The sequence below is a fragment of the Stenotrophomonas sp. JAI102 genome, assembly GCF_013409105.1.
Taxonomy (GTDB): Bacteria; Pseudomonadota; Gammaproteobacteria; order Xanthomonadales; family Xanthomonadaceae; genus Stenotrophomonas; species Stenotrophomonas maltophilia_AA.
Genome location: NZ_JACCCI010000002.1, coordinates 570,512 through 596,990 on the forward strand (window position 1 = coordinate 570,512; position 26,479 = coordinate 596,990).

At 67.8% G+C, this 26,479-nt stretch carries 20 protein-coding genes; 14 read left to right on the forward strand and 6 right to left on the reverse strand.

Translation table 11 applies throughout. The annotated features are described in order from the left end of the window. The 4 genes from HDC96_RS11215 to HDC96_RS11230 all read left to right on the forward strand — a co-directional run bounded on the left by HDC96_RS11215 (position 1) and on the right by HDC96_RS11230 (position 4,430). The gene (locus tag HDC96_RS11215; protein WP_179460045.1) at positions 1 to 378 is read left to right on the forward strand and encodes a BON domain-containing protein; all 378 of its coding nucleotides are present in this window, start codon (positions 1 to 3) and stop codon (positions 376 to 378) included. 275 nt (positions 379 to 653) lie between these two features. Then, positions 654 to 2,474: an ATP-binding protein gene (locus tag HDC96_RS11220; RefSeq protein WP_179460046.1), complete on the forward strand. Its 1,821-nt coding sequence runs from the start codon at positions 654 to 656 to the stop codon at positions 2,472 to 2,474. Beyond that, positions 2,471 to 2,911, forward strand: a complete 441-nt coding sequence (locus HDC96_RS11225; protein ID WP_176988183.1) for a response regulator — start codon at positions 2,471 to 2,473, stop codon at positions 2,909 to 2,911. The genes HDC96_RS11220 and HDC96_RS11225 overlap by 4 nt, the downstream gene beginning before the upstream one ends. 4 nt (positions 2,912 to 2,915) lie before the next feature. Beyond that, positions 2,916 to 4,430, forward strand: a complete 1,515-nt coding sequence (locus tag HDC96_RS11230) for an ATP-binding protein (RefSeq protein WP_179460047.1) — start codon at positions 2,916 to 2,918, stop codon at positions 4,428 to 4,430. On the opposite strand, the gene HDC96_RS11235 is transcribed toward HDC96_RS11230, so the two are convergent. Further along, positions 4,431 to 5,165: a 20S proteasome subunit A/B gene (locus HDC96_RS11235; RefSeq protein ID WP_179460048.1), complete on the reverse strand. Its 735-nt coding sequence runs from the start codon at positions 5,163 to 5,165 to the stop codon at positions 4,431 to 4,433. It abuts the gene before it with no gap. Between the two features lie 84 nt (positions 5,166 to 5,249). On the opposite strand from HDC96_RS11235, the gene folK reads away from it, so the two are divergent. Beyond that, positions 5,250 to 5,741 (forward strand): 2-amino-4-hydroxy-6-hydroxymethyldihydropteridine diphosphokinase, encoded by a 492-nt coding sequence (gene folK / locus HDC96_RS11240; protein ID WP_176988185.1) that lies wholly within the window; start codon positions 5,250 to 5,252, stop codon positions 5,739 to 5,741. A 105-nt stretch (positions 5,742 to 5,846) separates the two neighbouring features. Here the strand turns inward: folK and HDC96_RS11245 are convergent, their stop codons facing one another. After that, complete coding sequence (locus HDC96_RS11245) at positions 5,847 to 6,584, reverse strand: pteridine reductase (RefSeq protein WP_179460049.1); 738 nt, start codon at positions 6,582 to 6,584, stop codon at positions 5,847 to 5,849. A gap of 56 nt (positions 6,585 to 6,640) precedes the next feature. Between HDC96_RS11245 and HDC96_RS11250 the strand changes: the two genes are divergently transcribed. Further along, complete coding sequence (locus tag HDC96_RS11250) at positions 6,641 to 7,825, forward strand: class I SAM-dependent methyltransferase (RefSeq protein ID WP_257018695.1); 1,185 nt, start codon at positions 6,641 to 6,643, stop codon at positions 7,823 to 7,825. 16 nt (positions 7,826 to 7,841) lie between these two features. Then, a complete protein-coding gene (locus HDC96_RS11255) occupies positions 7,842 to 8,216 on the forward strand; it encodes a VanZ family protein (RefSeq protein ID WP_218842196.1) in 375 nt (124 codons plus the stop codon). A gap of 183 nt (positions 8,217 to 8,399) precedes the next feature. On the opposite strand, the gene HDC96_RS11260 is transcribed toward HDC96_RS11255, so the two are convergent. From HDC96_RS11260 to HDC96_RS11270, 3 genes are all read right to left on the reverse strand, one after another. Next, the gene (locus HDC96_RS11260) at positions 8,400 to 10,736 is read right to left on the reverse strand and encodes a family 20 glycosylhydrolase (protein WP_179460052.1); all 2,337 of its coding nucleotides are present in this window, start codon (positions 10,734 to 10,736) and stop codon (positions 8,400 to 8,402) included. 93 nt (positions 10,737 to 10,829) lie between these two features. Beyond that, positions 10,830 to 13,544, reverse strand: coding sequence for a TonB-dependent receptor (locus tag HDC96_RS11265; RefSeq protein ID WP_179460053.1), 2,715 nt, complete (start codon positions 13,542 to 13,544; stop codon positions 10,830 to 10,832). A 154-nt stretch (positions 13,545 to 13,698) separates the two neighbouring features. Further along, on the reverse strand, positions 13,699 to 14,670 hold the full coding sequence (locus HDC96_RS11270; RefSeq protein WP_176988483.1) for a glucokinase family protein: 972 nt from the start codon (positions 14,668 to 14,670) through the stop codon (positions 13,699 to 13,701). A gap of 414 nt (positions 14,671 to 15,084) precedes the next feature. Here HDC96_RS11270 and HDC96_RS11275 point away from each other — a divergent pair, with 414 nt between their 5' ends. The 7 genes from HDC96_RS11275 to HDC96_RS11305 all read left to right on the forward strand — a co-directional run bounded on the left by HDC96_RS11275 (position 15,085) and on the right by HDC96_RS11305 (position 25,127). Continuing rightward, positions 15,085 to 16,377 carry a sugar MFS transporter gene (locus HDC96_RS11275; RefSeq protein WP_179460054.1) on the forward strand — a complete coding sequence of 431 codons (1,293 nt, stop codon included), beginning with the start codon at positions 15,085 to 15,087 and terminating at the stop codon, positions 16,375 to 16,377. A 42-nt stretch (positions 16,378 to 16,419) separates the two neighbouring features. Further along, entirely contained in the window at positions 16,420 to 17,487 is a 1,068-nt protein-coding gene (locus HDC96_RS11280) for a LacI family DNA-binding transcriptional regulator (protein ID WP_179460055.1), read from the forward strand. Positions 17,488 to 17,493: 6 nt separating this feature from the next. Beyond that, complete coding sequence (locus HDC96_RS11285) at positions 17,494 to 18,522, forward strand: SIS domain-containing protein (protein WP_179460056.1); 1,029 nt, start codon at positions 17,494 to 17,496, stop codon at positions 18,520 to 18,522. Continuing rightward, positions 18,522 to 19,670, forward strand: coding sequence for an N-acetylglucosamine-6-phosphate deacetylase (gene nagA, locus HDC96_RS11290; protein ID WP_179460057.1), 1,149 nt, complete (start codon positions 18,522 to 18,524; stop codon positions 19,668 to 19,670). The genes HDC96_RS11285 and nagA overlap by 1 nt, the downstream gene beginning before the upstream one ends. After that, the gene (locus tag HDC96_RS11295) at positions 19,667 to 20,734 is read left to right on the forward strand and encodes a heparan-alpha-glucosaminide N-acetyltransferase domain-containing protein (RefSeq protein WP_179460058.1); all 1,068 of its coding nucleotides are present in this window, start codon (positions 19,667 to 19,669) and stop codon (positions 20,732 to 20,734) included. Before nagA ends, HDC96_RS11295 begins: the two co-directional genes overlap by 4 nt. 154 nt (positions 20,735 to 20,888) lie before the next feature. Continuing rightward, positions 20,889 to 23,882 carry an autotransporter domain-containing protein gene (locus HDC96_RS11300; RefSeq protein WP_179460059.1) on the forward strand — a complete coding sequence of 998 codons (2,994 nt, stop codon included), beginning with the start codon at positions 20,889 to 20,891 and terminating at the stop codon, positions 23,880 to 23,882. A 69-nt stretch (positions 23,883 to 23,951) separates the two neighbouring features. Further along, complete coding sequence (locus tag HDC96_RS11305; RefSeq protein ID WP_343203012.1) at positions 23,952 to 25,127, forward strand: S41 family peptidase; 1,176 nt, start codon at positions 23,952 to 23,954, stop codon at positions 25,125 to 25,127. Between the two features lie 57 nt (positions 25,128 to 25,184). Here the strand turns inward: HDC96_RS11305 and HDC96_RS11310 are convergent, their stop codons facing one another. Next, a complete protein-coding gene (locus HDC96_RS11310) occupies positions 25,185 to 26,411 on the reverse strand; it encodes a multifunctional CCA addition/repair protein (RefSeq protein WP_179460060.1) in 1,227 nt (408 codons plus the stop codon). Between the last annotated feature and the right edge of the window lie 68 nt (positions 26,412 to 26,479).

Consider the following 26,479-nt stretch of genomic DNA (forward strand, 5'->3'; position numbering starts at 1 on the left):
ATGACCAACACGACCCGTAATCTGCTTGCTGCTTCGCTGGCCCTGGGCATGGTGCTGGGCACCTCGTCCGCGATGGCCAAGGATCCGCCGAAGAGCACCGATCATGCCGCGATGACCCATGCCGATACGCACGATTCGGCCGAGCCGGTCACCGACAGCTGGATCACCACCAAGGTCAAGACCGACCTGCTGACCAGCAAGAACGTCCCGGGTACCGAAGTGAAGGTGGAGACCGTCAATGGCGTGGTCACCCTCACCGGCACCGTGGCCAGCCAGGCCGAGCATGACAAGGCCGTCCGCGTGACCCAGCAGATCAAGGGCGTCAAGCGCGTCGACGCCGCTGGCCTGAAGGTTGCCGCAGCCGCCGCCAAGCGCTGAGCCCAGCCGTAACGTTGAACAGGGCGCGCCTTCGGGCGCGCTTTTTTTTGTTTCTTCTCCCTCCGTCTGGCCAGCGCGAACCCCGCGATACGGCCGCCGCGGACCATTTGGCTAGGCCTGCGTCTGACGGGCGAGGCGCGTTCAGACAGGTGATTGCCTGCGTATTCACAAAGGGGTGGAGTATATTCAGCGCTTCGCCATCGTCGGCGCGGTGCGCGGCCCGGACATTCCGGTGCTGGGCACGGCCGGTCTTGGCATCGAGCTGAAGAGGGACTATGGCGCTGGTGTTCAGTGATCAAATCTGGGACCGCTGGCGTCTGCCGGCCCTGGCATTGGCGGCGGTCGCCATCATCGTGGTGCCGTGGCTCACCCTGCGCAAACTGGCCAACGACAACCTCGACGCGATGAACTGGGTCACCCACACCCAGGATGTCGGTGTGGCCGTCTATCAGCTGCAGGCCGACGTACGCGATGTTGAATCCGCTGCGTTGACGATGTCCAAGGGCATCGACGCGCCGGGTCTGCGCGAGCGGCTGGCGCAGGCCGATGATATTCCCGGGCGGTTGGCCCGGCTGGCCGAACTGACCCGCGACAATCCCGATCAGCTGATCCGGATCGGTCGCATCCAGTCGATGCTTGAACGCCGCATGGAACTGGCCAAGCAGCTGGCCCGTTCCGCGCCCGACGCCGATCAGCGGCAGCTGGTGGCCGACCTGACCACCCGCTATCCGATCCGCCGCCTGGTCGAGGAACTGCAGGCTACCGAAGAGCAACTGCTCGCCAAGCGCTCGGAGCTGTTCGCCGCGCAGCAGCGCCAGGGCGAGCTCGTCTCCTGGTCGGCACTGATCGTGCAGCTGCTGCTGCTTGGCCTGGTGCTGTGGCTGCTGCAGCGGCAGATCCGCCACCGCCTCAGCGCGGAACGTGCCTCGCTGCGTGCGGCCGAGCGTGCGGCCTCGGTGCTGCACACGGTGCGCGAACCGATCGTGCTGCTCGACCGCGCGCTGCGCGTGCAGATGCACAACCCGGCCTTCGGCGAGCTGTACGGCCTGGACGAAGAGGCCCCGGCCGAAGGGCTGCCGCTGGACAGCATCGGCGACGGTGCCTGGGCCGATGCGGTGGTCCGCCAGCGCCTGACCGACGTGCTGCTGCGCGGCCGCGAGCTGTGGGATTACGAGCACGAGCAGCGCACCGCCGATGACGTGGTGCGGATCATGCTGATCAACGCGCGGCGCATGCCGCTGCCGGACAAGGATGACGAAGTGGTGCTGATGACCGTCAGCGATGTCACCGTCCAGCGCGCCGTGCAGCTGCGCGTGGAAGAACTGAATCGTCAGCTGGAAGGCAAGGTCGAGCAGGTCTCCGAGGTCAACCGCGAGCTGGAAGCGTTCAGTTATTCGGTATCGCATGATCTGCGCGCGCCGCTGCGCCACGTGGCCGGTTTCTCGGACAAGCTGACCCGCCACCTGGGCGAGGGCGCGGATGAAAAATCGCTGCACTACCTGGGCGTGATCTCCAATTCGGCCAAGCGCATGGCCGCCCTGATCGACGATCTGCTGGTCTATTCGCGCCTGGGCCGGGCGGCGATGCGCCTGCAGGCCGTGGACATGCAGTCGCTGGTCGCCGACACCCGCGCGATGCTCGATGCCAACCAGCAGAGCGAGTCCGAAAGTACCGGCGTAGCGCACCATGTCGACTGGAAGATCGCACCGCTGCCGATCATCGTTTCCGATGAAAACATGATGCGGCAGGTCTGGCTGAATCTGCTCGGCAATGCGATCAAGTATTCTTCCAACCGCGAGCCGGCCCGGATCGAGGTCGACTACAAACTCCAGCCTGACGGCAGCCATCTGTTCACCGTGCGCGACAACGGCGCCGGGTTCGACATGGCCTACGCCGGCAAGCTGTTCGGGGTGTTCCAACGCCTGCACAAGGCCAGCGACTACCCGGGTACGGGCATCGGCCTGGCCAGCGTCCGCCGGGTGTTGACCCGGCACGGCGGCCGCATCTGGGCCGAGTCGGCGGTCGATCAGGGCGCCACGTTCCACTTCGTTCTTCCACCCGCGCTCGACGCAATCAACAAGGGCTCCGCCGCATGACCGCTCTCCGCACCATCCTCCTCGCCGAGGACAGCCCCGCCGATGCCGAGATGGCCATCGACGCCTTGAAGGAAGCCCGCCTGGCCAATCCGATCGTGCACGTCGAAGACGGCGTGGAAGCGATGGACTACCTGCTGCGCCGTGGCGCCTTCGCCAACCGCGAGGAAGGCCTGCCGGCGGTGCTGCTGCTGGACATCAAGATGCCGCGCATGGATGGCCTGGAAGTGCTCAAGGAAATCCGCAACACCGAAGAGCTCAAGCGGCTGCCGGTGGTGATCCTGTCTTCCTCGCGCGAAGAAAGCGACCTGGCGCGCAGCTGGGACATGGGCGTGAACGCCTACGTGGTCAAGCCGGTGGACGTGGACCAGTTCTTTGGTGCGGTGCAGACCCTGGGCAAGTTCTGGGGTCTGATCAACCAGGCACCGGAGGTCGAGTAAGCCCATGCCGCTCACCGGCCCTGCGTTGGGTGCCCTGCGGATCCTGCTGATCGAGGATTCGCCGGAAGACGCCGAACTGATGTGCGAGCAGATGCTCGACGCTGGCCTGGAGGCCAGTTTCGAGCGGGTCGAGAGCGCGCAGGAACTGCGCGAAGCGCTGGAGCGCGCCGCGCCGGACATCGTGCTGTCGGACCTGAGCATGCCCGGCTTTTCCGGCAATGAAGCGCTGCAGATCGTACGCGCCGCCTTGCCGGACGTGCCCTTCATCTTCGTGTCCGGCACGATGGGTGAGGAAAACGCCGTGGCCGCCCTGCACCAGGGTGCCAACGACTACATCATCAAGCACCAGCCGGCGCGCCTGCCCTCGGCGGTGGCGCGCGCGGTACGCGAAGCGCGCAGCGCGATCGACCGCCAGCGGGTGGAAGCCGAGCTGATGCGCGCGCAACGGCTGGAAAGCCTGTCGCTGCTGGCGGCCGGGCTGAGCCATGACCTGCGCAACATCCTGCAGCCGCTGCTGATCATGCCGGACCTGCTCAAGGCGCGCACCGACGACCCGCAGCTGCACCATCTGGCCGACATCATCGCCGAGTGCGGCCGCCGCGGCCACGAGATGGCCGAGTCGATGCTGTCCTTCGTGCGCGGTTCGCGCAAGCCGAGCGAGCACATCTGCCTGGCCCACCTGTTCGAAGGCGTGGAGCTGCTCCTGCGCAGCAACCTGCCGGCCAAGGTCACCCTGCACCTGGAGGTGGCCGACGGGCTGGCGGTGGATGCCAATTACACCGAGCTGCAGCAGGTGCTGCTCAATCTGTCCCTGAATGCCATCCAGGCGATGCCCGACGGTGGCCGGCTGACCCTGCGCGCTGCGGCGGCCGCCGATACCCATGGCGATGACTGGCTGCGCATCACGGTGTCCGACGAAGGCATCGGCATGGACGCGCAGACGCTGTCGAACCTGTTCAATCCGTTCTTCACCACCAAGGCGACCGGCACCGGGCTCGGCCTGATTTCCTGCAAGCGCATCATCGAAGGCGCGCACGGGACCATCCAGGTCGACAGCACCCCGGGCGTCGGGACGCGCTTCGATGTCCTGCTGCCGATGCAGGTGATCGTCGATGCGGCCGAAGCGGTCGATGGGCCGATCACCGCCGGTACGGGGCAGTCGATCCTGGTGGTCGATGGCGAGGCCACGCGGCTGTCGTTGCTGGGCAATGCGCTGTCCAGCCAGGGCTATCACCTGCAGCTGGCCTCCGATGGCGCTGCCGCGCTGCGCTGGATGCAGCAGGAGAGCATGCCCGCGCTGGTGATCGCCGATGCGGGCTCCAAGCTGCTCTCGGCCAGCCACCTGCTCGGCGAAATGGCCTCGCTGGGCTATCACGGCCCGGCGCTGGTGCTGGAAGAAGCCGACGTCACCGTGCCGCTGGCGGTGTTCCCGCCGGGCATCAACGTGCACGTGCTGCGCAAACCACTGGAAATGCAGCAGGTGTTCCGTTCGGTCGCCGAGGCGCTGGAAACCGCCTGATCAGGTCTCCCACGGAAACCGTGGGAGGCTGGCCACGGCCTGTTCGAGCCTGAAAGACCAATTGCCGTGGATCTCCGCGTACAGCGGACTGTCGCCGGCCAGGCGCATGCGCTGGGTGATGCGCAGGTCATCCCTGCGGATCAGCACCAGGTCGACCGGCAGCCCGACCGACAGATTGGAGCGGATGGTCGAGTCCAACGACACGATCGCCGTGCGCGCAGCGTCTTCCAGCCGGGTCTGCGGGCGCAGGATCCGGTCCAGGATGGGCTTGCCATACTTGGACTCGCCGATCTGCAGGAAGGGGGTTTCCGGCGATGCCGCGATGGCATTGCCGAGCGGGTAGATCATATACAGGCCGGGGTGCTCGCCGCTGATCTGGCCGCCCAGGATCAGCGTGGCCTGGGTCACGATGCCATCCTGCCCGGCCTCATGCGTGCTGGATTTGACCTGGCTGTCGAGCAGCACGCGGCCCACGTATTCGGCCACTTCGAACAGATGGCGGTAAGCGCGCAGGTTCTCGGGCCGCTGCTCCTCCACGTCGCGCCGCAGCCGCGAGATCAGCAGCTGGGTCGTCGCCAGGTTGCCGGCGGCCATGATGACGAAGGCCGCTTCACCGGGAAACTCGAACTCGTGCAGCTTGCGGTGCACGCGCACGTCGTCCAGCGACGCGTTGGTACGGGTGTCGGCGGCGAAGACCAGGCCTTCGTCCACCTCGATGCCGACGCAATAGGTCATGTCGGTGTCCTATGATGTGCACCCCGATTCTATGCGCTGGCCCCGTTGCCCCCGTGTGGAGTCGCCCCACGTACGCTGAATACCATGATCACTGCGCTCCTGAGCCTGGGCAGCAACCTGCAGCCGCAACAGCATCTTCACGCCGCGGTGGAGGCCCTGCGCGCGCGCTTCGGCGCGATCGCCGTCTCGCCGGCCTACCGCACCGCCGCGGTGGGCTTTGATGGCCCGGATTTCCTCAACAACGCGGTGGCGATCCAGACCGATCTGCCGCTGCAGACGCTGGATGACTGGCTGCATGCGCTGGAGGATGCCCATGGCCGCGACCGCAGCGGCCCGCGCTTCAGCGACCGCACCCTGGACATCGACGTGGTGTTCTACGGCGATCTGATCGTGGAAGGCCCCGGCCACCTGCGCATCCCGCGCCCGGAGCTCAAGCACGCTTTCGTGCTCAAGCCGCTGGCCGACATCGCGCCGGACTTCCGCGATCCGGTCAGCGGGCTGACCCTGGATGCGCTGTGGCGCGCGCATCGGCAGTTCGGCGAGCCGTTCGACACGATGGACCTGCTGCCCGGCTGATCAATGCACGGGTGGTGCCGGCCGCTGGCCGGCACTCCGACACTGCCCGGTTCATGGAGAGCCGGCCAGCGGCCGGCACTACCCGGCGTGCGGTCCAACCGGCGTTTACGACAACGTCCGCCCACCATCCACGCGCAGGGTGTGCCCGGTGACGAACGCGGCATCGGTGGCCAGCCAGTACACCGCCTCGGCGATCTCCTCCACCGTGCCGGTGCGTGCCAGCGGCGTGCGTGCCAGCAGCGCCTGCTGCGCGAAGTCATCCTTGCCCTGTTCGGGCCACAGGATCGCCCCCGGCGCGACCGCATTGACCCGTACCTTGGGCGCCAGCTCCAGCGCCAGCGAGCGGGTGACCATCTCCAGCGCGGCCTTGGCCGCGGCGTACACCGGGTGGTCGCGCATCGGCTGGGTGCCGTGCAGGTCGGTCAGGTTGACGATGCTGCCCTGCTGGCGGCGCAGGTGCGGCGCCGCGGCCTGGGCCAGCAGCAGGGGCGCGCGTGCGTTGACCGCGAACAGGTCGTCCCACTGCGCGGCGGTGATCTGGCCGAGCAGGGTCGGGTAGAAGTTCGAGGCGTTGTTGACCAGGGTGTCCAGCCGGCCGAACTGGGCCACGGTCTGGTCGACCAGGTCGGGCAGGGCCTCGGCGTCGCGCAGATCGGCCTGCAGGGCCAGCACGCTGCCCGGGCGCAGCATGTCCATGTCGAAGGCCATCTGCTGCAGCTCGGTGGTCGAGGTGTGGGCGTGCAGCACCACCGACCAGCCACAGGCGTGGAACTGGCGGGCGATGGCCGCGCCGATCCGGCGCGCACTGCCGGTGATCAGCGCCACGGGCGCGGTATCGGTCATCGGGGGTACTCCCTGCTCAGGCTATGCTGTGCATTGTCACCGCAATCGCCCGCGCCATGCATTCCCCACTGCCCCTCCCCGAATCCGACGCCCTGGCCCACAGCGACGAGCTGGCTGCGGCGCTGCGCGCTGAAATCCTCGCCAACGGCGGCGCGATGCCGTTCTCCCGCTTCATGGAGCTGAGCCTGTACGCGCCCGGCTGGGGCTACTACAGCGCCGGTGCCAGCAAGTTCGGCGCGGCCGGCGACTTCACCACCTCGCCGGAAATCGGTGCGCTGTTCGCCGCGACCCTGGCCAACGCGATCGCCCCGGTGATGCAGCAGCTCGGCCCCGAAGCGCGGTTCATGGAAGTCGGTGGCGGCAGCGGCGCCTTCGCCGAAGTGCTGCTCAAGCGCATGCTGGAACTGGACGCGCTGCCTGAGCGCTACGCGATCCTGGAGCCCAGCGCGGACCTGCGCGAGCGCCAGCGCGAGCGCCTGGAGAAGGCGCTGATCCCGCCGGTGTTCGCCCTGGTGGAATGGCTGGACCGCCCGTTCGATGACGACTGGGACGGCATGGTCTTCGCCAACGAAGTGATCGACGCGCTGCCGACGCCGCGCTTCCTCGCCCGCGACGGCATGGTCTATGAAGAAACCGTGGAGCTGGATGCCGACGGTGCCTTCGTGCGCGGCGCGCAGCCGGCCGATGCGATGCTCACGGCGGCGGTCCGCCACGTCGAGCATTACCGCGAGAAGCCCTTCGCCGATGGTTACCGCTCCGAACTGCTGCCGCAGCTGCCGTACTGGATCCAGGCGATCGCCGGCGGCCTGCAGCGCGGTGCGATGCTGTTCGTCGACTACGGCTACCCGCGCAACGAGTACTACCAGGACGACCGCGACGAGGGCACCGTGCGTGCGTTCTATCGCCACCACGTGCACAACGACCTGTACCGTTGGCCGGGCCTGCAGGACCTGACCGCGTCGGTGGATTTCACCGCGTTGGCCGAGTCGGGCACCGGCGCCGGTTTCGAGCTGGCCGGGTACTGCACCCAGGCCAGTTTCCTGCTCGGCAACGGGCTCGATGCGCTGCTGGAAAAGGCCGACGCGCGTACCGACGAGATCGGTCGCGTGCGGCTGCGCGACCAGGTGAAAAAGCTGACGCTGCCGACCGAGATGGGCGAGCGTTTCCAGGTGATGGGCTTCCAGCGTGATGTCGATTTCGAAGCGGCGTTCGGGCTCGGCGATCTGACCTGGCGTCTGTAAGGTGACGGCGACAACGCTGTTGAAGCCATTGCGCTGGCCGCGATTCTGGCTGGCGCTGTGGTGGCTGGCGGTACTGGGCACCCTCGTGGTCTGCCTGATCCCGCCGCCGTCGATTCCGTTGCCGGAGAACAGCGACAAGGTCGAGCACTTCCTCGCGTATTTCCTGCTGGCCGCATCGGCCGTGCAGATCTACCGGCGCCGCGCGGCCCTGGTCTGGGCCGCGGTCGGCCTGGTCGCGCTGGGCATCGGCATCGAGTTCGCGCAGGGCGCTTTGACCGTCAACCGCTTGGCCGATCCAATGGATGCGCTGGCCAACAGCGTCGGCGTGCTCGCCGGCATGGCGATCGTGTTCACGCCGCTGCGCGACCTGCTGCTTCGCCTGCGCGGGTGACGTCTGCGACGCAGGTGATGCATGACGGGTACTGCTGCCCGGACGACGCATGACGGGTACTGCCGCCCGGACGATGCATGACAGGTAGTGCCGGCCGCTGGCCGGCAACCTGGCGATGTCGGATTCATGAGGTGCCGGCCAGCGGCCGGCACTACCTCCTTCGTTTCGTTTGTGGCTGCGGCGTTACCGCGGCTGCAGCGTCATCTCATCCAGCACCCACATCGTCGGCCGGGTGTCGCCGGTGAAGCGCACGCACAGATTCTGCGTGCCCTTGAGCGAACGCGGCAGCGCCGCCTCCAGTGTGATGAACCCATCGGCACCCGGCGCGGCCGGCAGCGTCACGCTGGCCAGCGGCCTGCCATCGCACTGGCCGCCGAGGATGTCCATTTCCCCGTGTGCGCTGCGCTTGGGTGCGAAGCGACGGCTGGGCTCGTCGTGGGCCAACTGGAAGTAATACGGGATCTGTCCGGCGCGGATGCGGACGCTGGCAATGCCGTCCACATCGGCATCCTTCCACAGCCAGCACGGGTTGAAGATGTCGACGTTGAAGATCGCACGCTCGCCGTCGGCCGGGCCATCATCTTCCAGGCGCAGCAGCAGCTGGCCTTCGCCCGGGCACTGCGCCAGATGCTCGTCGGTCCGCGACAGCAGCGAGGTGGCGGTGATATCGAAGCGGCTGGCGGCCTTGGCCAATGCCTGGCCGTTGAAGAACGTCGCGGCCTGCAACGCCACCGGCAGCGGCTGCTGCAGCGGGGCGGTGTAGCGCGGCGACCGGGCGGTGACGGCACTACCATCCACGCTGTAGTGGATGTCGTAGCCGAGCGGATTGCGCAGTGCGAGCGTCGCGGTGCCGGCAGCGCGATCGTCATGGCTGTCCAGTTCCACCTGGAACGGGGTCTTTGCATACGCGATGCCCATCGCCTGGTAGCGCTGCAGCTGCGCCGGCAGGCGTGCCAGGAAATCGGCGTAATCACGACGCTCGCGCGGCGACCAGCCGGTCTCGGCCACGGCAGCCAGGCGCGGGAACAGGTTGTGCTGCAGGCGTGTGTAGCTGCGCGTGTGCTCGGTGAACATGTTGGCCTGCAGGCCGAGGATGTGGTGCTGCTTGTCCTTGGCCAGCGCGTCCGGCACCGGCTCGAAGCCGTATACGCGCGCCAGCGGAATCGTCGCCGGGCGGCCCGGCGGCTCGTTCTCCGAATTGGTCTGCAGGTAATCCATGTACATGTCGGTCACCGGCGACATCACCACGTCGTGACCTTCGCTGGCCGCCTTCAGGCCGCCTTCCGTGCCGCGCCAGGACATCACCGTGGCTTCCGGCGGCAACCCGCCTTCGAGGATTTCATCCCAGCCGATCAGGCGTCGGTCGTGCTTTTCCAGGAAGGTTTCCAGGCGCTTGATGATGTGGCTCTGCATTTCCATCTCATCGCCGGCGCCCACCTCGCGCATGCGTGCCTGCACCCGCGCGGACGCCTCCCACTGGTCCTTGACTGCTTCGTCGCCCCCCACGTGCACGTACCTGGCCGGGAACAACGCGATGACTTCTTCCAACACGTTCTCAAGGAATTCGAGGGTGCTGTCGTCGGTGTTGAACAGGTTGGGGAACACGCCCCATTCGCTCAGCGGCTTGAGCGGGGTGTCGATCGTGCCGAGCTCCGGGTAGGCCGCGATCGCTGCGGTGGCATGGCCGGGCACGTCGATCTCGGGAATGACCTGGATATGGCGCGCGGCCGCATACGCGATCACCTCGCGGATCTGTTCCTGGGTGTAGAACCCGCAGTAGGGACGCTCGGCGCCGGTGACCGGATCGCGGCCACCGTCGCCGGCCGGAATGCGGCAGCTGCCGACGCCGGTCAGTTTCGGGTAGCGCTTGATCTCCATGCGCCAGCCCTGGTCATCGGTGAGATGCCAATGGAAGGTGTTGAGCTTCTGCTCGGCCATCGCATCGAGGACCTGCTTGATCTCGTCGAGGCTCTGGAAGTGGCGGGCCGAATCGAGCATCAGGCCGCGCCAGCTGAAACGGGGGGCATCATCGATGCGCAGCGCCGGAAGCATCCCATCGCTGCCGCCGGTAAGCAGCTGCGAGAGCGTGGCCGCACCGTAGAACAGGCCGGCCTCGGTGGCGGCCTGCACGGTCGCGCCGCGCGCGTCCGATCGCAGCTGGTAGCCTTCGGCACCGGTCTTGAGCGTGGCGTCCAGCACGAAGCGGATGCCGTCCTTGCCGCGTCCTTCGCCCACCGTTACCGCCGGGCCACCGCTGTCGCGCAGCAGGGTGGCGAACTGCGTGGCGACGCGCTGCGCGGCCTGAGCCTGTGCACGGACCGGCGTGGCCGCCGTCACCGCGTAGCCGGCGCCGGCGAGGCGTTCGGCCTTCGCCGGTGCGGGGATCAGCATCAGCGAACCGGCCAGAGCCTTCGGGCCATCCGTTGCCTGTGCGTCGGCGGCCTGGGCCAGCGGTGCGAGGGAGAGTGCCAGTGCGAAGGACAGCAGCGACAGCGAGGTACGACGGGTGCGGGTGTGCATCGGGTCATTCCTTTGTAGCGAATCGGGTTCCACCTGTGAAACGGGCCCGGAGATCCGGGCCCGTTTGAGGTGTGCAGCGTGTTACCGCGGCGATCAGTACTTGAAGCGGAAGTTCAGATAGTACTGGCGGCCGTTGGAGTAGAACGAGGTCGGGATCAACGCGCTCTGGTAGTACTTGTAGGTCGGGTTGTTGAGGTTCAGGCCATCCAGGCTGATGCTCAGCCAGTCGGTCGCCTTGTAGCTCAGCGACGCCGACAGGGTGCCGAAGTCGTCCTGGTAGTACGGGTTGGTGCCGGACAGGCTGATCAGGAACGAGGAACGGCGCGTGTAGCTGACGCGTGCGCCGAAGCGTTCGTTCTCGAAGTAGGCACCCACGTTGTAGGTGTTCTTCGAGGTGCCCAGCAGGTTGTTGGTGCCGTCGGCCCAGGTGTGGTTGGTCTTGCCATTGGCGTAGGTGTAGTTGGCATTGACGCCGAAGTACTCGCCGATCGGCTGCTCGTAGGCCACTTCCACGCCGGTGACCTGCCCATCGGCATTGATCGGGGTGGAGATGTCGTAGGTTTCAAGCTGGTTGGTCAGTTCGCTGAAGAGCTGGCGCTGGACCACGTCGAAGGCGATGTAGTCCTTCAGGCGCATATGGTAGGCGCCCAGCGACAACAGGCCGCGCGGCATGAAGTACCACTCCAGGTTGGCATCCAGGTTGCTGGACAGGGTCGGCTTCAGATCGGGGTTGCCGCCGCCGCCGGTCTTGTTCAGATCCGAACCCCACGAGGACGCACCCAGTGCCGAGTAGTCCGGCAGCGTCTGGGTCTGCGACGCGGCCACGCGCAGCACCAGGTCATCGTCCAGGTCGAACTTGATGTTGGCGCTCGGCAGCACGCGGTCGTGCTTGTTCTCGAAGGCCTGGCGCTGCCACATGCCGAACAGGCTGCGCACGTCGGCGCGGGCCGGATCGCTGACGGCCAGGTAGGTGTCGATGTCCTGCTTGATGTTGACGTAGCGCAGGCCGATGTTGCCGCTCCACCAGTCACCGGTGAAGTTGGCCTGCACGTAACCGGCGAAGTTCTTTTCCTTCACCTTCCACTCGGCACCGTAGTTGTGGCGGCCGTCGGGACCGTCGTTGCCCGCCAGCCAGGTCGAGTTGTTGACGATGGCGTTCTGCAGCGCATCCGGGGTGTAGTACCAGATGTTGCGCGGGAAGGTGCCGCCCACGCTGCTGGCGAAGTTGCCCGGGTACTGCCCGGTGGCGCTGCCGCGCAGTGCGGACCAGATGTCGCCCGGGCTGGCGCCTTCCGGCGACAGGGCTTCACGTTCGTGGTCGGCGAAGCGCAGGCCGAAGTCGATCGAGCTCAGCGTGCCACCGTTGCTGAAGTACTGGTTGAAATCCAGCGACGCCCAGTCTTCCTTGTCCTCTGCCTTGACCAGCTGGTTGCCCCAGGTGCCGAAGCTGCTGACGCCTGCTTCGCTGATGTCGCCACCGATGTTCCAGTCGACCGGGGAGCCGGCGCCGTGGCTGGCGTAAGACGCGCCGCCACCCTGGCCGACGGTGACTTCGGCGATGAACTGACGCGGGGTTTCGCCGGTGCCCTTGGTGGTGCCGGCCTGGAACTTCGCGTTGAGGTTGTCGTTGATCTGCCAGTCCGCGTCGAAGGTGACGTAGCTGCTCTTGGCGGTGGCCTCGCGGTAGATCATGTCGTACACGCCGTAGTTCGTACCGGGCACGCCGGTGTACGTCGCGTTGGTGATCACGCCATCCACCACGGTGTAACCCGGGTCCGGGGCCTGGGTGCGGCCGAAGCCGCTGCCGAACATCATGAAGTTGCGGTTGTAGTTGTTCGCTTCCAGTTCGGAGGTGAAGCCGCTCAGACCCAGGGTCAGCGTGTCGATCGGCTTCCACTGCACGGTGACCATGCCACCCTTGCGCTTGCGGGTCTGCTCGAACAGGGTCGAACCCAGCAGGCCGGGAATGGACAGGCCTTCCAGGTCCGGACGCGGCGCCTGCAGGAACTGGCCCGGATTGGCCGGATCGGGGATGCCTGCCACGACCGGATCGGTCGCCTTGAGCGCGAAGAAGCCGCCCGGGATTTCCTGCGCTTCACGGCGCAGTTCGCGCTCCTGGTAGAAGCCCTGCACCAGCACGCCGAAGGTGTTGGCGTCATTCTTGTAGTTGAACAGGGCCGAGTACTGCGGATCGGTCGAGTCGGCCTGGTCCGAGCGCACGGCGCCGATCGATGCTTCGGCCGTGAACTGCTTGGCGAACTGCAGCGGGGTACGGGTGATGATGTTGACGGTACCGGTGGTGCCGCCGTCCTGCAGCTTGGCCTGCGAGGACTTGTTCACTTCCACCGAGCTGACCAGCTCGGACGGCAGCAGCGAATAGCTGACGCTGCGGCCGACGTTGTTGCCCTGGCTGAGCACGAACCAGTCGGCCGAGCCGACGCTGTGCCCGTTGATGAGGGTCTGGGTCAGGCTCGGGCTGGTGCCGCGCAGGCTGACACGGTCGGCTTCGTCGAAGCCGCCTTCATCGGCGCTGGACGAGCTGATGTTCACGCCGGGCACGCGCTGCAGGGTATCGGCGACGTTGTGCGCGGGCAGCTTGCCCACGTCTTCGGCGGTGACCACTTCCAGGCGCGCATTCGCTTCGCGCTTGGTATCGAGCGACTTCTCCATCGAACCGCGGATGCCGGTGACCTGGATGGTGTCCAGGTCGGTTGCGGCCGGCGTGGAGGCGGGGGCTTGCTGCGCGTGGGCGCTGAAGGCCAGGCAGCTGACGATGGCTGCGGAAAGCAGGGTCTTGCGGGTGTTCATGATGTCTCTCCTCATCACTCGATGGTCGCCGGCGACGGCGTCTGTTTGCTTGTGTCTGGTACGACTGTGCCGCGCGCCTGTTGTCCGGTGCGCCTTGGGTGCTACGTACTGCGTGGTGCGTTGTCCGCAGCGCCGATCCCGGCGCCGCGGCAGATCAGGTGTCCGAGCGGCCGAGGTACCAGCTGGCGGCGCCGATGACGCCCAGCTGCCCGTGCTCGACCACCTTCACGGGAATGCGTTCCAGCGCCTCGCGCATCGGTCCCTTGTTGAGGTACCGCTCGACGAACGTGCTGTTCAACAGGAAGTCGCGGATCTGCGGCAGGATGCCGCCGGCCAGGTAGACCCCGCCGGTGACCCCGTACTGCAGTGCCATGTCGCCGATAGTGCTGCCGAGCAGGCCGCAGAACACGTCCAGGCTCTGCCGCGCGAGCGGGTCGTGGCCGGCCATCGCGGCGGCGGTGACCGCATCGGGGGTGGTCAGCGTCGGCGCCTGGCCGTTCAACGCGCACAGGGCGCGATACAGATTCATCAGGCCGGGGCCGGACAGCGCCTGCTCGACCGAGACATGCGAGCGCTCGCGCAGCATCTGCCGGACGATCGCCATCTCCAGTTCGGTGGTGGTGGCCAGGGTGGGCTGGCCGGCTTCGGTAGCCAGGACCACCGCGCCATGTGCGGTCGGGATCCACACGGCCGCGCCGAGCCCGGTGCCCGGGCCGACCACCAGGGTCGGGCCGCGCGGGGCGGTGGCCGGGCCGGTCAGCTGGAGCACGCCGCTGGCATCGACCTGGGCGGCGGCATAGGCCACGGCCTCGAAGTCATTGACGATGTAGACCTGGTCCAGGCCGACCTCCCGCTCGATCTGCCGCGCCGACAGCGGCCAGGGCAGGTTGGCGGTGATCACCGTGCCGTCGTCGCGGGCATAGCCGGCGGTGGCGACCACGCAATGCGTCGGGCGCGGGCCATCGGCCAGGAAGTCGGAGAGGATCGCGCTGAGGCCGGCGTAATCCGCATTGCGGAACTTGCGGTAGTCCAGCAGTTCGACCGGATGGGCCGGATCGGCACTGGCCTGGACCCGGCCAACCCGGACATGCGTACCACCCACGTCGGCGGCCAGGAACGGCGGCATCGCGGCGGGCGGGGCATGGGCCGGAACAGCGTGGGCGGCGTTGGTCACACGGACTCCATCGGTTGGGCGTGGCCAGGGCGGACCCGGCGATTGAGGCGGAGTCTGTAATCGTTCTGACAACGATGTCAACGATAACCTCAGACTTTCGATGTTGCGTCGCAACGTGGGTTTGCGCGCGAAAACGTTTTCATCACGGCGCCGTCATGTTTTTGCAAACTGCCGTGAATACGGGCTCCGCCCCGCCCGCCGCGAGCGTTGCCGCCAGATTGCGCAGGTGCAGCAAAGGAAAATGCGCGGGGGCGGCGTGAACCAGTTGTTGACAAACCCGGCGGCCGCAACGAATAAATGTGACAACGTTGTTCCCAGCCACTCTTCCGACGCCGCTCCGGCGCCGTCGATGCAGGAGCCTCCCTGATGTCTGCCGTGCCTGCTGCCTCCGCGCGTTCGAGCGTGCTCACCTCGATCCTGATCATCGGCGTGCTGTTCTTCCTGATCGGCTTCTTCACCTGGCTCAACGGCCCGTTGATCACCTTCGTCAAGCTCGCCTTCGAGCTGGACGAGGTCGGTGCCTTCCTGGTGCTGATGGTCTTCTACCTGTCGTATTTCTTCCTGGCGCTGCCGGCCTCGTGGATCCTCAAGCGCACCGGCATGAAGAAAGGCCTGAGCCTGAGCCTGCTGGTGATGGCGGCCGGCGCGGTGGTGTTCGCCCACTTCGCCCAGCAGCGCTGGTACCCGGGTGCGCTCAGCGGCCTGTTCATCATCGGCAGCGGGCTGGCCCTGCTGCAGACGGCGGTCAACCCGTACATCAGCATCCTCGGCCCGATCGAGACCGCCGCCCGGCGCATCGCGCTGATGGGCATCTGCAACAAGATCGCCGGGATGCTCGCCCCGGTGCTGATCGGCACCCTGGTGCTGCACGGCATCGGCGATCTGGATGCGCAGGTGAAGGTCGCCGACGCCGCCGCCAAAACGGTGCTGCTCAACGATTTCGCGGCCAAGATCCAGCTGCCCTACATGGCCATGGCCGGGCTGTTGGTGGTGCTGGCGGTGGGCGTGCTGTTCTCGCCGCTGCCCGAATTGAAGACCTCCGAGGCCAACGCCACGCCGGCCCGCGCGCCGGGGGTGGCCGAGCGCACCAGCATCTTCCAGTTCCCGCACCTGTGGCTGGGCGTGCTGTGCCTGTTCGTCTATGTCGGCGTGGAAGTGATGGCTGGTGATGCGATCGGTACCTACGGGCATAGCTTCAACCTGCCGCTGGACCAGACCAAGATGTTCACGTCGATCACCCTGGGGGCAATGCTGATCGGCTATCTCGCCGGTCTGGCGCTGATCCCGCACCTGGTCTCGCAGTCGCGCTACCTGAGCATTTCCGCCGTGCTGGGCGTGCTGTTCTGCATCGGCGCGCTGCTGACCCACGGCTATGTCTCGGTGGGCTTCGTGGCCGCGCTGGGCTTTGCCAACGCGATGATGTGGCCGGCGATCTTCCCGCTGGCGATCCGCGGCCTGGGCCGTTTCACCGAGACCGGTTCGGCCCTGTTGGTGATGGCCATCGCCGGTGGCGCGATCATTCCCCAGCTGTTTGCCGTGCTCAAGCAGCACTTCGACTTCCAGTGGGTGTTCGCCGGCCTGATGGTGCCCTGCTACCTGTACATCCTGTTCTATTCGATGCGCGGCCACCGCGTCGGGCTGTCCCGCGACGGGCAGTGATCGGCGATCATGGACGCTCAACCGGTCAGCCAGGGAAAAACGATGCGCAGAGCGACCATCAAGGATGTCGCCGAACGGGCCAAGGTATCGCTGAAGACGGTCTCGCGGGTCATCAACAACGAGCCTTCGGTGATGCAGGCCACCCGCGCGCGCGTGCTGCGTGCGATCGCCGAGCTGGACTACGAGCCGGATCCGGCGGCGCGCAATCTGCGCACCGGCACTACCCTGGTGGTCGGGCTGGTCTATGACAACCCGAACCCGTACCACATCATCGGCGTGCAGAACGGCGTGCTCGCCGCGTGCCGGGAGACCGGTTTCGGCCTGCAGATCCATCCCTGCGATTCCAGCTCGCCGATGCTGGCCGAGGAACTCGCCGACTGGGTGCAGCGTTCGCGCCTGGCCGGGCTGGTGTTGACCGCGCCGATGTCCGAGCGCAAGGACCTGGTGGCCGCGCTCACCGCACGCGGGATCAAACTGGTGCGCATCATCGCCGCCACCGCCGATCCGCAGGATGGCGCCTGCGTGTTCGTCGACGACCGCGAGGCCGCCTATGAAATCACCGAGCACCTGATCCAGCTCGGCCATCAGCGCATCGGTTTTCTCTGGGGCGGCAGCTCGCACCGTTCCAGCGGCGAGCGCTATGCCGGCTACGAAGCCGCGCTGCGCGATTACGGCATGACCATCGACAAGCACCTGGTGGTGCAGGGCGATTACACCTTCGATGACGGCTTCCGTGGTGCGCGCCGCCTGCTGGCGCTGCGCGAACCGCCCACCGCGATCTTCGGCTCCAACGATGAGATCGCCGCCGGCGTCCTGGCGGCGGCCAAGTCCACGGGCATGAACGTGCCCTACGACCTGTCGATCGCCGGCTTCGAGGACAGCCCGTTCTCGCGGCAGTCCTGGCCGCCGTTGACCACGGCCAAGCAGGCCACCGAGGACATCGCCCGGCATGCCGCACGCCTGCTGATCGCGCAGCTGCGCAGCGATGCCTACGACGACGCACCGCTGCAGCTGCAGAACCAGGGCTTCGTGCCGCAGCTGGTGGTGCGTGGTTCCACCGCGCCGATGCGCCCGCAGGGTGCACGGCTTCCTTCTCCTGAAACGACCTGAGTCCCCATGTCCCTGCCTGCTCCCCACGACACCCTGATGTACCGCGAAGCCGCCGAGGCCGCCGATGTGATCGCCGCGCAGTTCGCGCGCAACCAGGTGGCCGTGGAGACGCTGGCGGCCAGCCTGCGCGCGGCGCCGCCGCCGTTCGTGGTGACCTGCGCGCGGGGCAGTTCCGATCATGCCGCCACCTACGCCAAGTACCTGCTGGAAACGCGGCTGGGGCTGGTGACCGCCTCGGCCTCGCCGTCGGTGGGCTCGGTCTACGAAGCGCCGCTGAAGCTGCGTGGCGCGCTGTACATCGTGATCTCGCAGTCGGGCAAGAGCCCCGACCTGCTGCGCAACGCCGAGGCTGCCCGTGCGGCCGGCGCGCGCGTGGTGGCGCTGGTCAATGTCGAGGATTCGCCGCTGGCGCAGCTGGCCGAAACGGTGATCCCGCTGGGCGCGGGCGCCGAGCGCAGCGTCGCGGCGACCAAAAGCTACCTGGCCTCGCTGTCGGCGATCCTGCAGCTGGTGGCGTACTGGACGCAGGACGTCGGGTTGATCGCTTCGCTGCGCGCGCTGCCCGATGCCCTGCGCGAAGCCTGGTACAGCGACTGGTCGTCGCTGACCGAAGGCCTGGTGCCGGCGCACAACCTGTTCGTGCTTGGCCGTGGCCTCGGCCTGGCCGCCGCGCAGGAAGCGGCGCTGAAATTCAAGGAAACCTGCGGCCTGCACGCCGAGGCCTACAGCTCGGCCGAGGTCAAGCACGGCCCGATGGCGCTGGTCGGCCCCGGCTTCCCGGTGCTGGCGTTCGCCCAGCCGGATGAAACCGGCGCCGGCACCCGCGCGGTGCTGGCCGAGTTCGCCGCGCGCGATGCCCAGGTCTGGCTGGCCGATGTCGATGGCGACCTGCCGCTGCCGGTCGCACCGCACCCGGCCTGCGCGCCGCTGCTGACCATCCAGAGCTTCTACCGCGCGATCAACGCGCTGGCGCTGCGTCGCGGCCACAACCCCGATCTGCCGCCGCATCTGAACAAGGTGACGGAAACGGTCTGATGAAAACTGTCCTGCGCAACGCCCGCATCCTGGCCGGCGACGACTTCCGCGATGACGTGGCGGTGGTGATCGAAAGCGGGCGGATCACCGCGCTGGTCTCCGATGCCGCGCCGATGCTCGGCCAGGCCGATGAGCAGGTGGACCTGGGCGGCGGCTGGCTGCTGCCGGGCTTCATCGATGCGCAGGTCAACGGCGGCGGCGGGGTGCTGTTCAACAACAGTCCGGATGTCGCCACGCTGCGCACGCTGGCGCAGGCGCACCGCCGCTTCGGCACGACCGGGCTGCTGCCGACCCTGATCAGCGACGACGTGCAGGTGATGCGCGCGGCCATCGCCGCGACCCGCCAGGCGATCAGCGAAGGCGTGCCCGGCGTGCTGGGCATCCATCTGGAAGGCCCGTACATCGCGCCGGCGCGCAAGGGCACCCACGACGCCAACAAGTTCCGCGTCCCCGATGCCGCCGAGATCGCCCTGGCGGCCTCGCTGGACAACGGCGTCACCCTGCTCACGCTGGCCCCCGAACGGGTGCCGCTGGAGAGCATCCGCGCGCTGGTCGAACGGGGCGTGGTGGTGGCGGCCGGTCACACCGCCGCCAGCTATGAAGAGGCGCGTGCCGGCCTGGAGGCGGGCATCCGTGGCTTCACCCATCTGTACAACGCGATGTCGCCGCTGACCGGGCGCGAGCCGGGCGCGGTCGGGGCGGCGCTGGAAGACCGCGACAGCTGGGTCGGCATCATCGCCGACGGCGTGCACGTGCACCCGGCCAGCCTGCGCGTGGCGCTGGCGACCAAGCCGCGTGGCAAGGTCATGCTGGTGACCGATGCGATGCCGCCGGTCGGTGCGGAAGACCCCAGCTACGAGCTGTACGGCGAGGTCATCACCGCGGTGGACGGCGTGGTGCGCAATGCGGCCGGCTCACTGGCCGGCTCGGCGCTGGACATGGCCACCGCGGTGCGCAACAGCGTGCAGCTGCTCGGGGTATCGCTGGCCGAGGCGGCGCGGATGGCCTCGACCTATCCCGCGCAGTTCCTGAATCTGGATGACCGCTACGGGCATATCGCCGAAGGGCATCACGCCGATCTGGTGCTGCTCGACGACGCCCTGCAGGTGCGCAGCACCTGGATCGCCGGGCAGCGCGAAGACGTATGAGCGCCACGCCGTCAGGACGGATGGGCTCGATCGACGCGCTGCGCGGCCTGACCGTCGCGGCGATGCTGCTGGTCAACAACCCGGGCGACTGGAGCCATGTCTACGCGCCGCTGCTGCACGCGGACTGGCACGGCTTCACCCCGACCGACCTGATCTTCCCGTTGTTCCTGTTCATCGCCGGCGTCTCGATGGCCTTCAGTCTGGCCCCGCGCGCGGGCGACCCGGCCACGCGTTCGGCGCTGGTGCGTGGGGTCCTGCAACGCGCGCTGCGCATCCTGGTCGCCGGCGCACTGCTGCACCTGCTGGCGTGGTGGCTGTTCGAGCTGCCGGCGTATCGCCTGTGGGGTGTGCTGCAGCGTATCGCGTTGTGCGTGGCGGTGGTCGGCGTGCTGGCGGTCTACACGCAGGCGCGGACGCAATGGGCGGTGATCGTGGGCCTGCTGGTGGCCTATGCCGCGATCCTGCTGTCTGCCGATTCGCTGGAGCCCTGGGTGAATCCGGCCAGCCGGCTGGATACCGCGCTGTTCGCCCCCTTCCTGTACAAGTATTCCGCGCTCACCGGCCTGGGGCATGACCCGGAAGGGCTGCTGAGCAGCCTGGGCGCGATCGCCAGTACGCTGCTCGGCCTGCGCGCCGGTGCGTGGCTGCGGGCCGGCCGAGCGGCGCAGCTGGCGATGCTCGCTCCGGTGTGTCTGGCCATCGGCGGCCTGGCCACCCTGTGGCTGCCGCTGAACAAGCAGCTGTGGACGCCGAGCTTCGTGCTGTGGACGGGCGGTCTCTCCGTGGCGGCGCTGCTGCTGGCACATCTGCTGATCGATCGCTGGGGCGCGCCCGCGCTGGGCCGGCGCTTCGGCGTGAACGCGATAGCGGCCTATCTCGGTTCCTCGGCGATGGCCCTCGTGCTGGGGGCCACCGGTGCATGGGACTGGATGTTCCATGCGCTGGAGCGGGCATTGCCGGAGGCGCCGAAGCTGGCCTCGCTCGCCTGCGCCGTGGGTTTCGTGGCGATCTGGTGGGGCGTGGTGTGGGTGCTGGATCGCCGGCGCGTCTACCTGAAAATCTGAATGCGAGGGCATGCGGGCGCACATGCCGTCGGCGCCGGCATCCGTCCGGATTCTTTACCTTCGCATCACGTTTGCGCAGTAAAAGTACCTACGCCGGTCATCCGTAAAAGCACTGGGCCGTTGCTGTCCCCCTTCTGCTGAACAGGAAAGGTACATGCACCAGATGCTTGCTCGGGCGGCTCGGCCGCTGCTGTCCGTCCAGATATCCCGTCTACTGCATGTTGGCCGTTATGGCGCCCTCGGCACCGCACTGATGGCCGGGGCATTCCCGGCCTGGGCGGGCTGCGACAACCCTGCGCCCACCACCGGTCAGACCGTGACCTGCTCCAGCCAACTGCCCAATCCGGACACTGTCCCGGTCACCGGCGCGGCAGGCAGCAGCACCATCACCGTCAATGTGCTGGGCAACGCCCAACTCGCGCCTGCCACCGGCAACGCCATCACGCTGCAGGCCGGTGGCGGTGGGCACCTGATCATCAATGACGGAAGCATCCTTGCCGGCGCCGGGCGTGGCCTGCAGCTGGATGCCGCTTCCACCGTGATCAATCGCGGGGTGATCAGCGGCAGCACCGGCGGTGTCTTCTCTGGTGCCGGCAATGATCGGCTGGAAATGCTGGCCGGCAGCATCCGCGGCGGCGTGGTGCAAGGCGCAGGCAACGATACGCTGCTGATGCGCGATGGGGTCATCGACAGCGTTGACCAGGGTGATGGGGTGGATACGCTGGAGGTCAGCGGCGGCACCATCACCGGCACGGTGCAGCAGGGCAGTGGCCAGGACGTCTTCCTGATGACCGGTGGCACCGTCGGCGCGCTGCTGCAGGGCGACGGCACCGATCGCTTCCGCATGACCGGCGGGCAGATCATCGGCGGCTTCGACGACGGTGACTACGCCGAGATGACCGGCGGCCGCATCGGCCGGGTCAACATGAAACTGGAAAACAACACCTTCGACATGTCCGGCGGCACCATCGACGGCAACCTCGTCACCGGCTTCGGCAATGACACCATCCTCCTGTCCGACGGCTATATCGGCGGCAACATCAGCGTCAGCGGTGGCGACGATGCGATCACCATCACCGGTGGCACCGTGCGTGGCGAAATCCGTGCCAGCACCGGCACGGACCGGCTTACCTGGTCCGGTGGGGGCGTGGTCTACGGCGCAGTGGACATGGGCGAGGGCGATGACGTCAGCACGCTCAGCAACCTCAACAACAGCCATCTCGGCGCGTTACCGCTGTTCACCGGTGGCGCGGGTACCGACCTGCTGACCCTGAACAACGTCAAGACCAATGGCGTGGCGCGTTTCACCGCTTGGGAGCAGATCAACCTGCGCCAGGACAGCCAGCTGACCGTCGATGCCGATCTGGTGCTGGCCGACGCCACCACCGCCGGTGGCACCCTGGATATCGACCGCACCAGCACGGTGTTCGCCGGCGGCCTCAACGCCAGCGTGCGCAGCTTTACCGCAGGCCAGCAGGTCAACGTCATCAATGCCGGTCGCATCGACCTGAGCAACGGCAGCAATGGTCCGGGGGATGCGTTCACCATCGCGGGCAACTACGTCGGCAACAACGGCGGTGTGTACCTGCAATCGGTGCTGGCCGGTGACGGCGCGCCCTCGGACCGCCTGGTGATCTCCAATGGCGTGGCCAGCGGCAGCACCGGCCTGGGCATCCTCAACGCCGGCGGGAGCGGCGCGGCGACGCTGGCCGACGGCATCCTGGTGGTGCAGTCGATCAACGGCGCGAGCACCGCGCCGAACGCATTCGCGCTGTACAACCCGGTCGCGGCCGGTGCGTTCGAGTACTTCCTGTTCAAGGGCGGCGTCAGTGCCGGCAGCAGCGAGAACTGGTATCTGCGATCGACGCTGGTCACGGGTGTCCTGGCGGCCCCGGCGCCCGCGCCGCCGGGTGTGTCCACGGTCACCCCGCCACCGCCGCCGCCGGAGGATGCAGGCACCCCACCGCCGCCACTGACCCCGCCGCCGTCGCCGGATCTGCCGGAGAACCCGGACCCGCTCGCCCCCGAACCGGCATCGCCACCGCCGCCGCCCGAACCGGCACCGGTGGCGCCCCCGCAGGCCGATACCCCGCCGCCGGTACCGACGACCCCCGCCGCAGTACCCGGTCCATTGGCGGTGCCGCCGACGCCCGGCGCGGTGCCCGCCGACGGCGACATCATTCCGCTGTACCGGGTGGAGGCGGCCACGTATGCCGTGGTGCCGCCGCTGCTGCGTGAGACCAGCCTGCTGAGCCTGGGCACGTTCCACGAGCGCCAGGGCGAACAACGCCTGCTGGCCGGGCAGGGTGGCTTCCGCGCGGCGTGGGCGCGGATGATCGGCCAGAGCCATGAGCAGCACTGGGAAGGCGACGCCAGACCCAGCTTCGACGGTGACATCCAGGGCATCCAGGCCGGCGTGGATCTGTTCGCCACCGCCGATGACCGCCACCGCGACCAGTTCGGTGTGTTTGTCGGGCGCACCCGTGCGCAGGGCAACGTCAACGGCTTCGCGATCGGTTGGGACAACGTGGCCGTCGGCCGCACCCGCCTGGACGACAAGCACGTCGGCCTGTACTGGACCCGCGTGGGCAGCGCCGGGGGCTACCTGGACGCGGTGGTGATGCAGAGCCGCTACGACGGCAATGCGTGGTCCGCACGCGGGCTCGGCATCGATCTGCGCGGTGACGGGACGACGGTCTCGCTGGAAGTCGGCAAGCCGCTGCTGCAGCTCGGGCAGTCCGCCTGGTGGCTGGAACCGCAGGCGCAGGTGATCTGGCAGCGCACTGCACTGGATGACAGCGCCGACCGCATTTCCACCGTGGGCTACGACAACGACAACGCATGGACCGGCCGCGTCGGCCTGCGTCTGGCGGCCGACTACACCCTCGCGGGCAATGGCTGGCAGCCCTACTTCAAAGTGAACTACTGGCAGACCTTCGATGGCGAGGATCGCATCACCTTCGGCACCAATCAGTTGACCAACCAGCAGGGTTCGCGCGCAGTGGAAGTAGGCGTCGGCGTGGTCGCGCGCTTCAACGCCAACGTCAGTGCGTTTGCGGTGGCCGACTACACCCGCGACCTGGAAAGCAGCGAGCAGAAGGAGCGTAAGAGCATCGAAGGCAACATCGGGTTGCGGTTCGATTGGTGAGCCTGTTGTGGGCACGGGTTGATTGCCGGCATGCTGCCCGGAATGAGGTGCTCTTCATTTCGGGCTGACGTGTCGCTGGAATTGCGGAGTACCTGCTGTTCCTGGGCCACATGCAGCGCTATGCTGCGGCCCACTCAACTACACGGATGTAGCGCGATGGTGACGTCCAGAGGATTTCGTTCTTCGCTTCTTGGGCTGCTGGCCGGTCTGCTGTTTGCACCGATGGCGAACGGACAGGACATGCCGACGCCGGCGGTGCAGGCACGGATCGTCGAGGTGCTGGAACGCGAGGCGCTGTATCGCGACAAGGTTGACTGGCAGGCACTGCGGTCCCGCCTGCAGGCCCCTGATACCGATCCGGCGCAGACCTGGGCGCTGCTGCGCGACGCCATTGCCGTGAGCAGCGGCGGGCATGGGCGGTGGATGCCGGCGACGCATCCGTCGCTGCAGTCGCCTTCGGCTCGCGGCACGGCGGCGGCAGCCCAGCGTGCGCCGGCAAGCCGGCAGACAGACGAGATCAGCGCCACGCCGCAACGCACGGATCTGCAGCGCGATATGGATACAGTGGGCCGCCGCATTGGATGGATGACGGTGGGTGCCTTCAACGCCAGCGGCGCGGGTGACAGTCCGGCCTGGCAGCAGGCGAGCCTGGCGTTTGCCGGCAGGCTGCAGAACGCGATCCGCGGCAAGGACCGGACGGAACGATGCGGCTGGGTCGTGGATTTGCGGGGCAACAGCGGCGGCAACATGTGGCCGATGCTGCTGGGCCTGGCGCCGCTGCTGGAAGAGGTCGATGGCGATGCGCCGCGGATCGGTGCGTTCGCCACGGCCGATGCGGAGCGGTCATGGTCGTCGCACGATGGTGCCGTCTGGCTGGAGCAGAAGAAACTGCTCGACGGTGGCGCGGCGGTGTATCGCCTCCGGCAGCCGGGCGCACCGGTGGCAGTGCTGTTCGGTCCGCGCACCGCCAGCTCAGGGGAGGCGACGGCGCTGGCCTTCCGTGGGCGTGCCAATACCCGGAGTTTCGGCCAGCCCACGGCGGGCTTCTCGACCGGCAACCGTACCGAGCGTCTGCCCGACGGAAGCGCACTGCTGGTCACCGGCAACGTCATGGTCGACCGCAACGGCCAGGGCGATGGCGGCAGGATCGCCCCGGATGTGGTCGTCGGTGAAGGCGAGGACGCGGCGGCAGCGGCGCGCGATTGGCTGCTGGCACAGCCCGCGTGCGCGGCCAGCGCCAGCTGAGACGGCGTCCGGTCCGCCGGGATCAGGCGGGGCCGAAGCCTGCCGCGCAGGGATCGATCAGCGCGTACGCACCGCGCTGATCGCTGTTACCCGCGCTTTGGCCAGCGCTTCACCTACTGCCGGGCCCTTCAATCCGCCCAGATCCAGATCGCGCGCCTGCACTGCCAGCGCGGCCAGGTGCAGGCGTTTCAGCGTTTCACCCTGCGGGTAGTCGCTGTCCTCGAAGCCCAGCCGGCCGCGCTTGTCGGCTTCGCAGCACAGCGCGATCTGCGCGATCCGCTCGGGGCGGCGGAAACCGTCGCACCGGGCCAGCAGCTCGAGCACGGTGGCGTCGCGCAGTTCGTCGATGCGGTGCACGTTGAGATGATCGCGGCAGACCGCTTCGGCCAGCTGGCGGTGATCGACCGGTACCTTCAGGCGTTCGGCCAGCGCGCGCAGCGGGGCGACACCGCGCTGCTCGTGCATGATGTGGCGCGGCCACTCGTCGGGCGGCGTGAGGCCCTTGCCGAGGTCATGGGTCAGCGCGGCGAAGCCGATCAGATCGTCACCGGGCGCCAGCTGCGCGGCCATGTCGCTGACCATTTCCTGGTGCACGCCGGTATCGACTTCCGGATGGAACTCCGCGCGCTGCGGCACGCCGTACAGCGCCTCCAGCTCGGGCAGGATCGCGCCCAGCGCATGCGCATCGTGCAGGGTGCGCAGGAAGGCGGACGGCCGGGCGGAGGCTAGCGCGCGGCGCAGTTCCTGCCAGACGCGCTCGGGCACCAGCGCCTCGAGTTCGCCGCTGGCGGCGATCTCGCGCATCAGGGCCATCGTCTCGGCGGCCACGGTGAAGCCGAGCGGGGCGAAGCGCGCCATGAAGCGGGCCGCACGCAGCACGCGCAGCGGATCCTCGACGAAGGCCGGGCCGACATGACGCAGCACGCGCTGTTCGATATCGCGCACGCCGCCATAGGTATCCACCAGGGCACCGGTGGCTTCATCGCAGGCGATCGCGTTGAGGGTGAAATCGCGGCGCTGCAGGTCTTCTTCCAGCGTCACCGAGGGATCGGCATCGACCACGAAGCCGCGATAACCGCGGCCGGACTTGCGCTCGGTGCGGGCCAGCGCATATTCCTCACCGGTATCGGGGTGCAGGAACACCGGGAAATCCCGGCCCACGGCCTTGTACCCCTGCGCTTCCATCTGCCTCTGGGTGGCCCCGACGACGACCCAGTCGCGGTCACCGGGGGTCTGCTGCATCAGGCGGTCGCGCACGGCGCCGCCGACAAGATAGATCTTCATGCGCTCATGATGCCGCAGTGGGCCAACGCGACGCCAACCGGTAGTGCCGGCCGCTGGCCGGCTCCCCG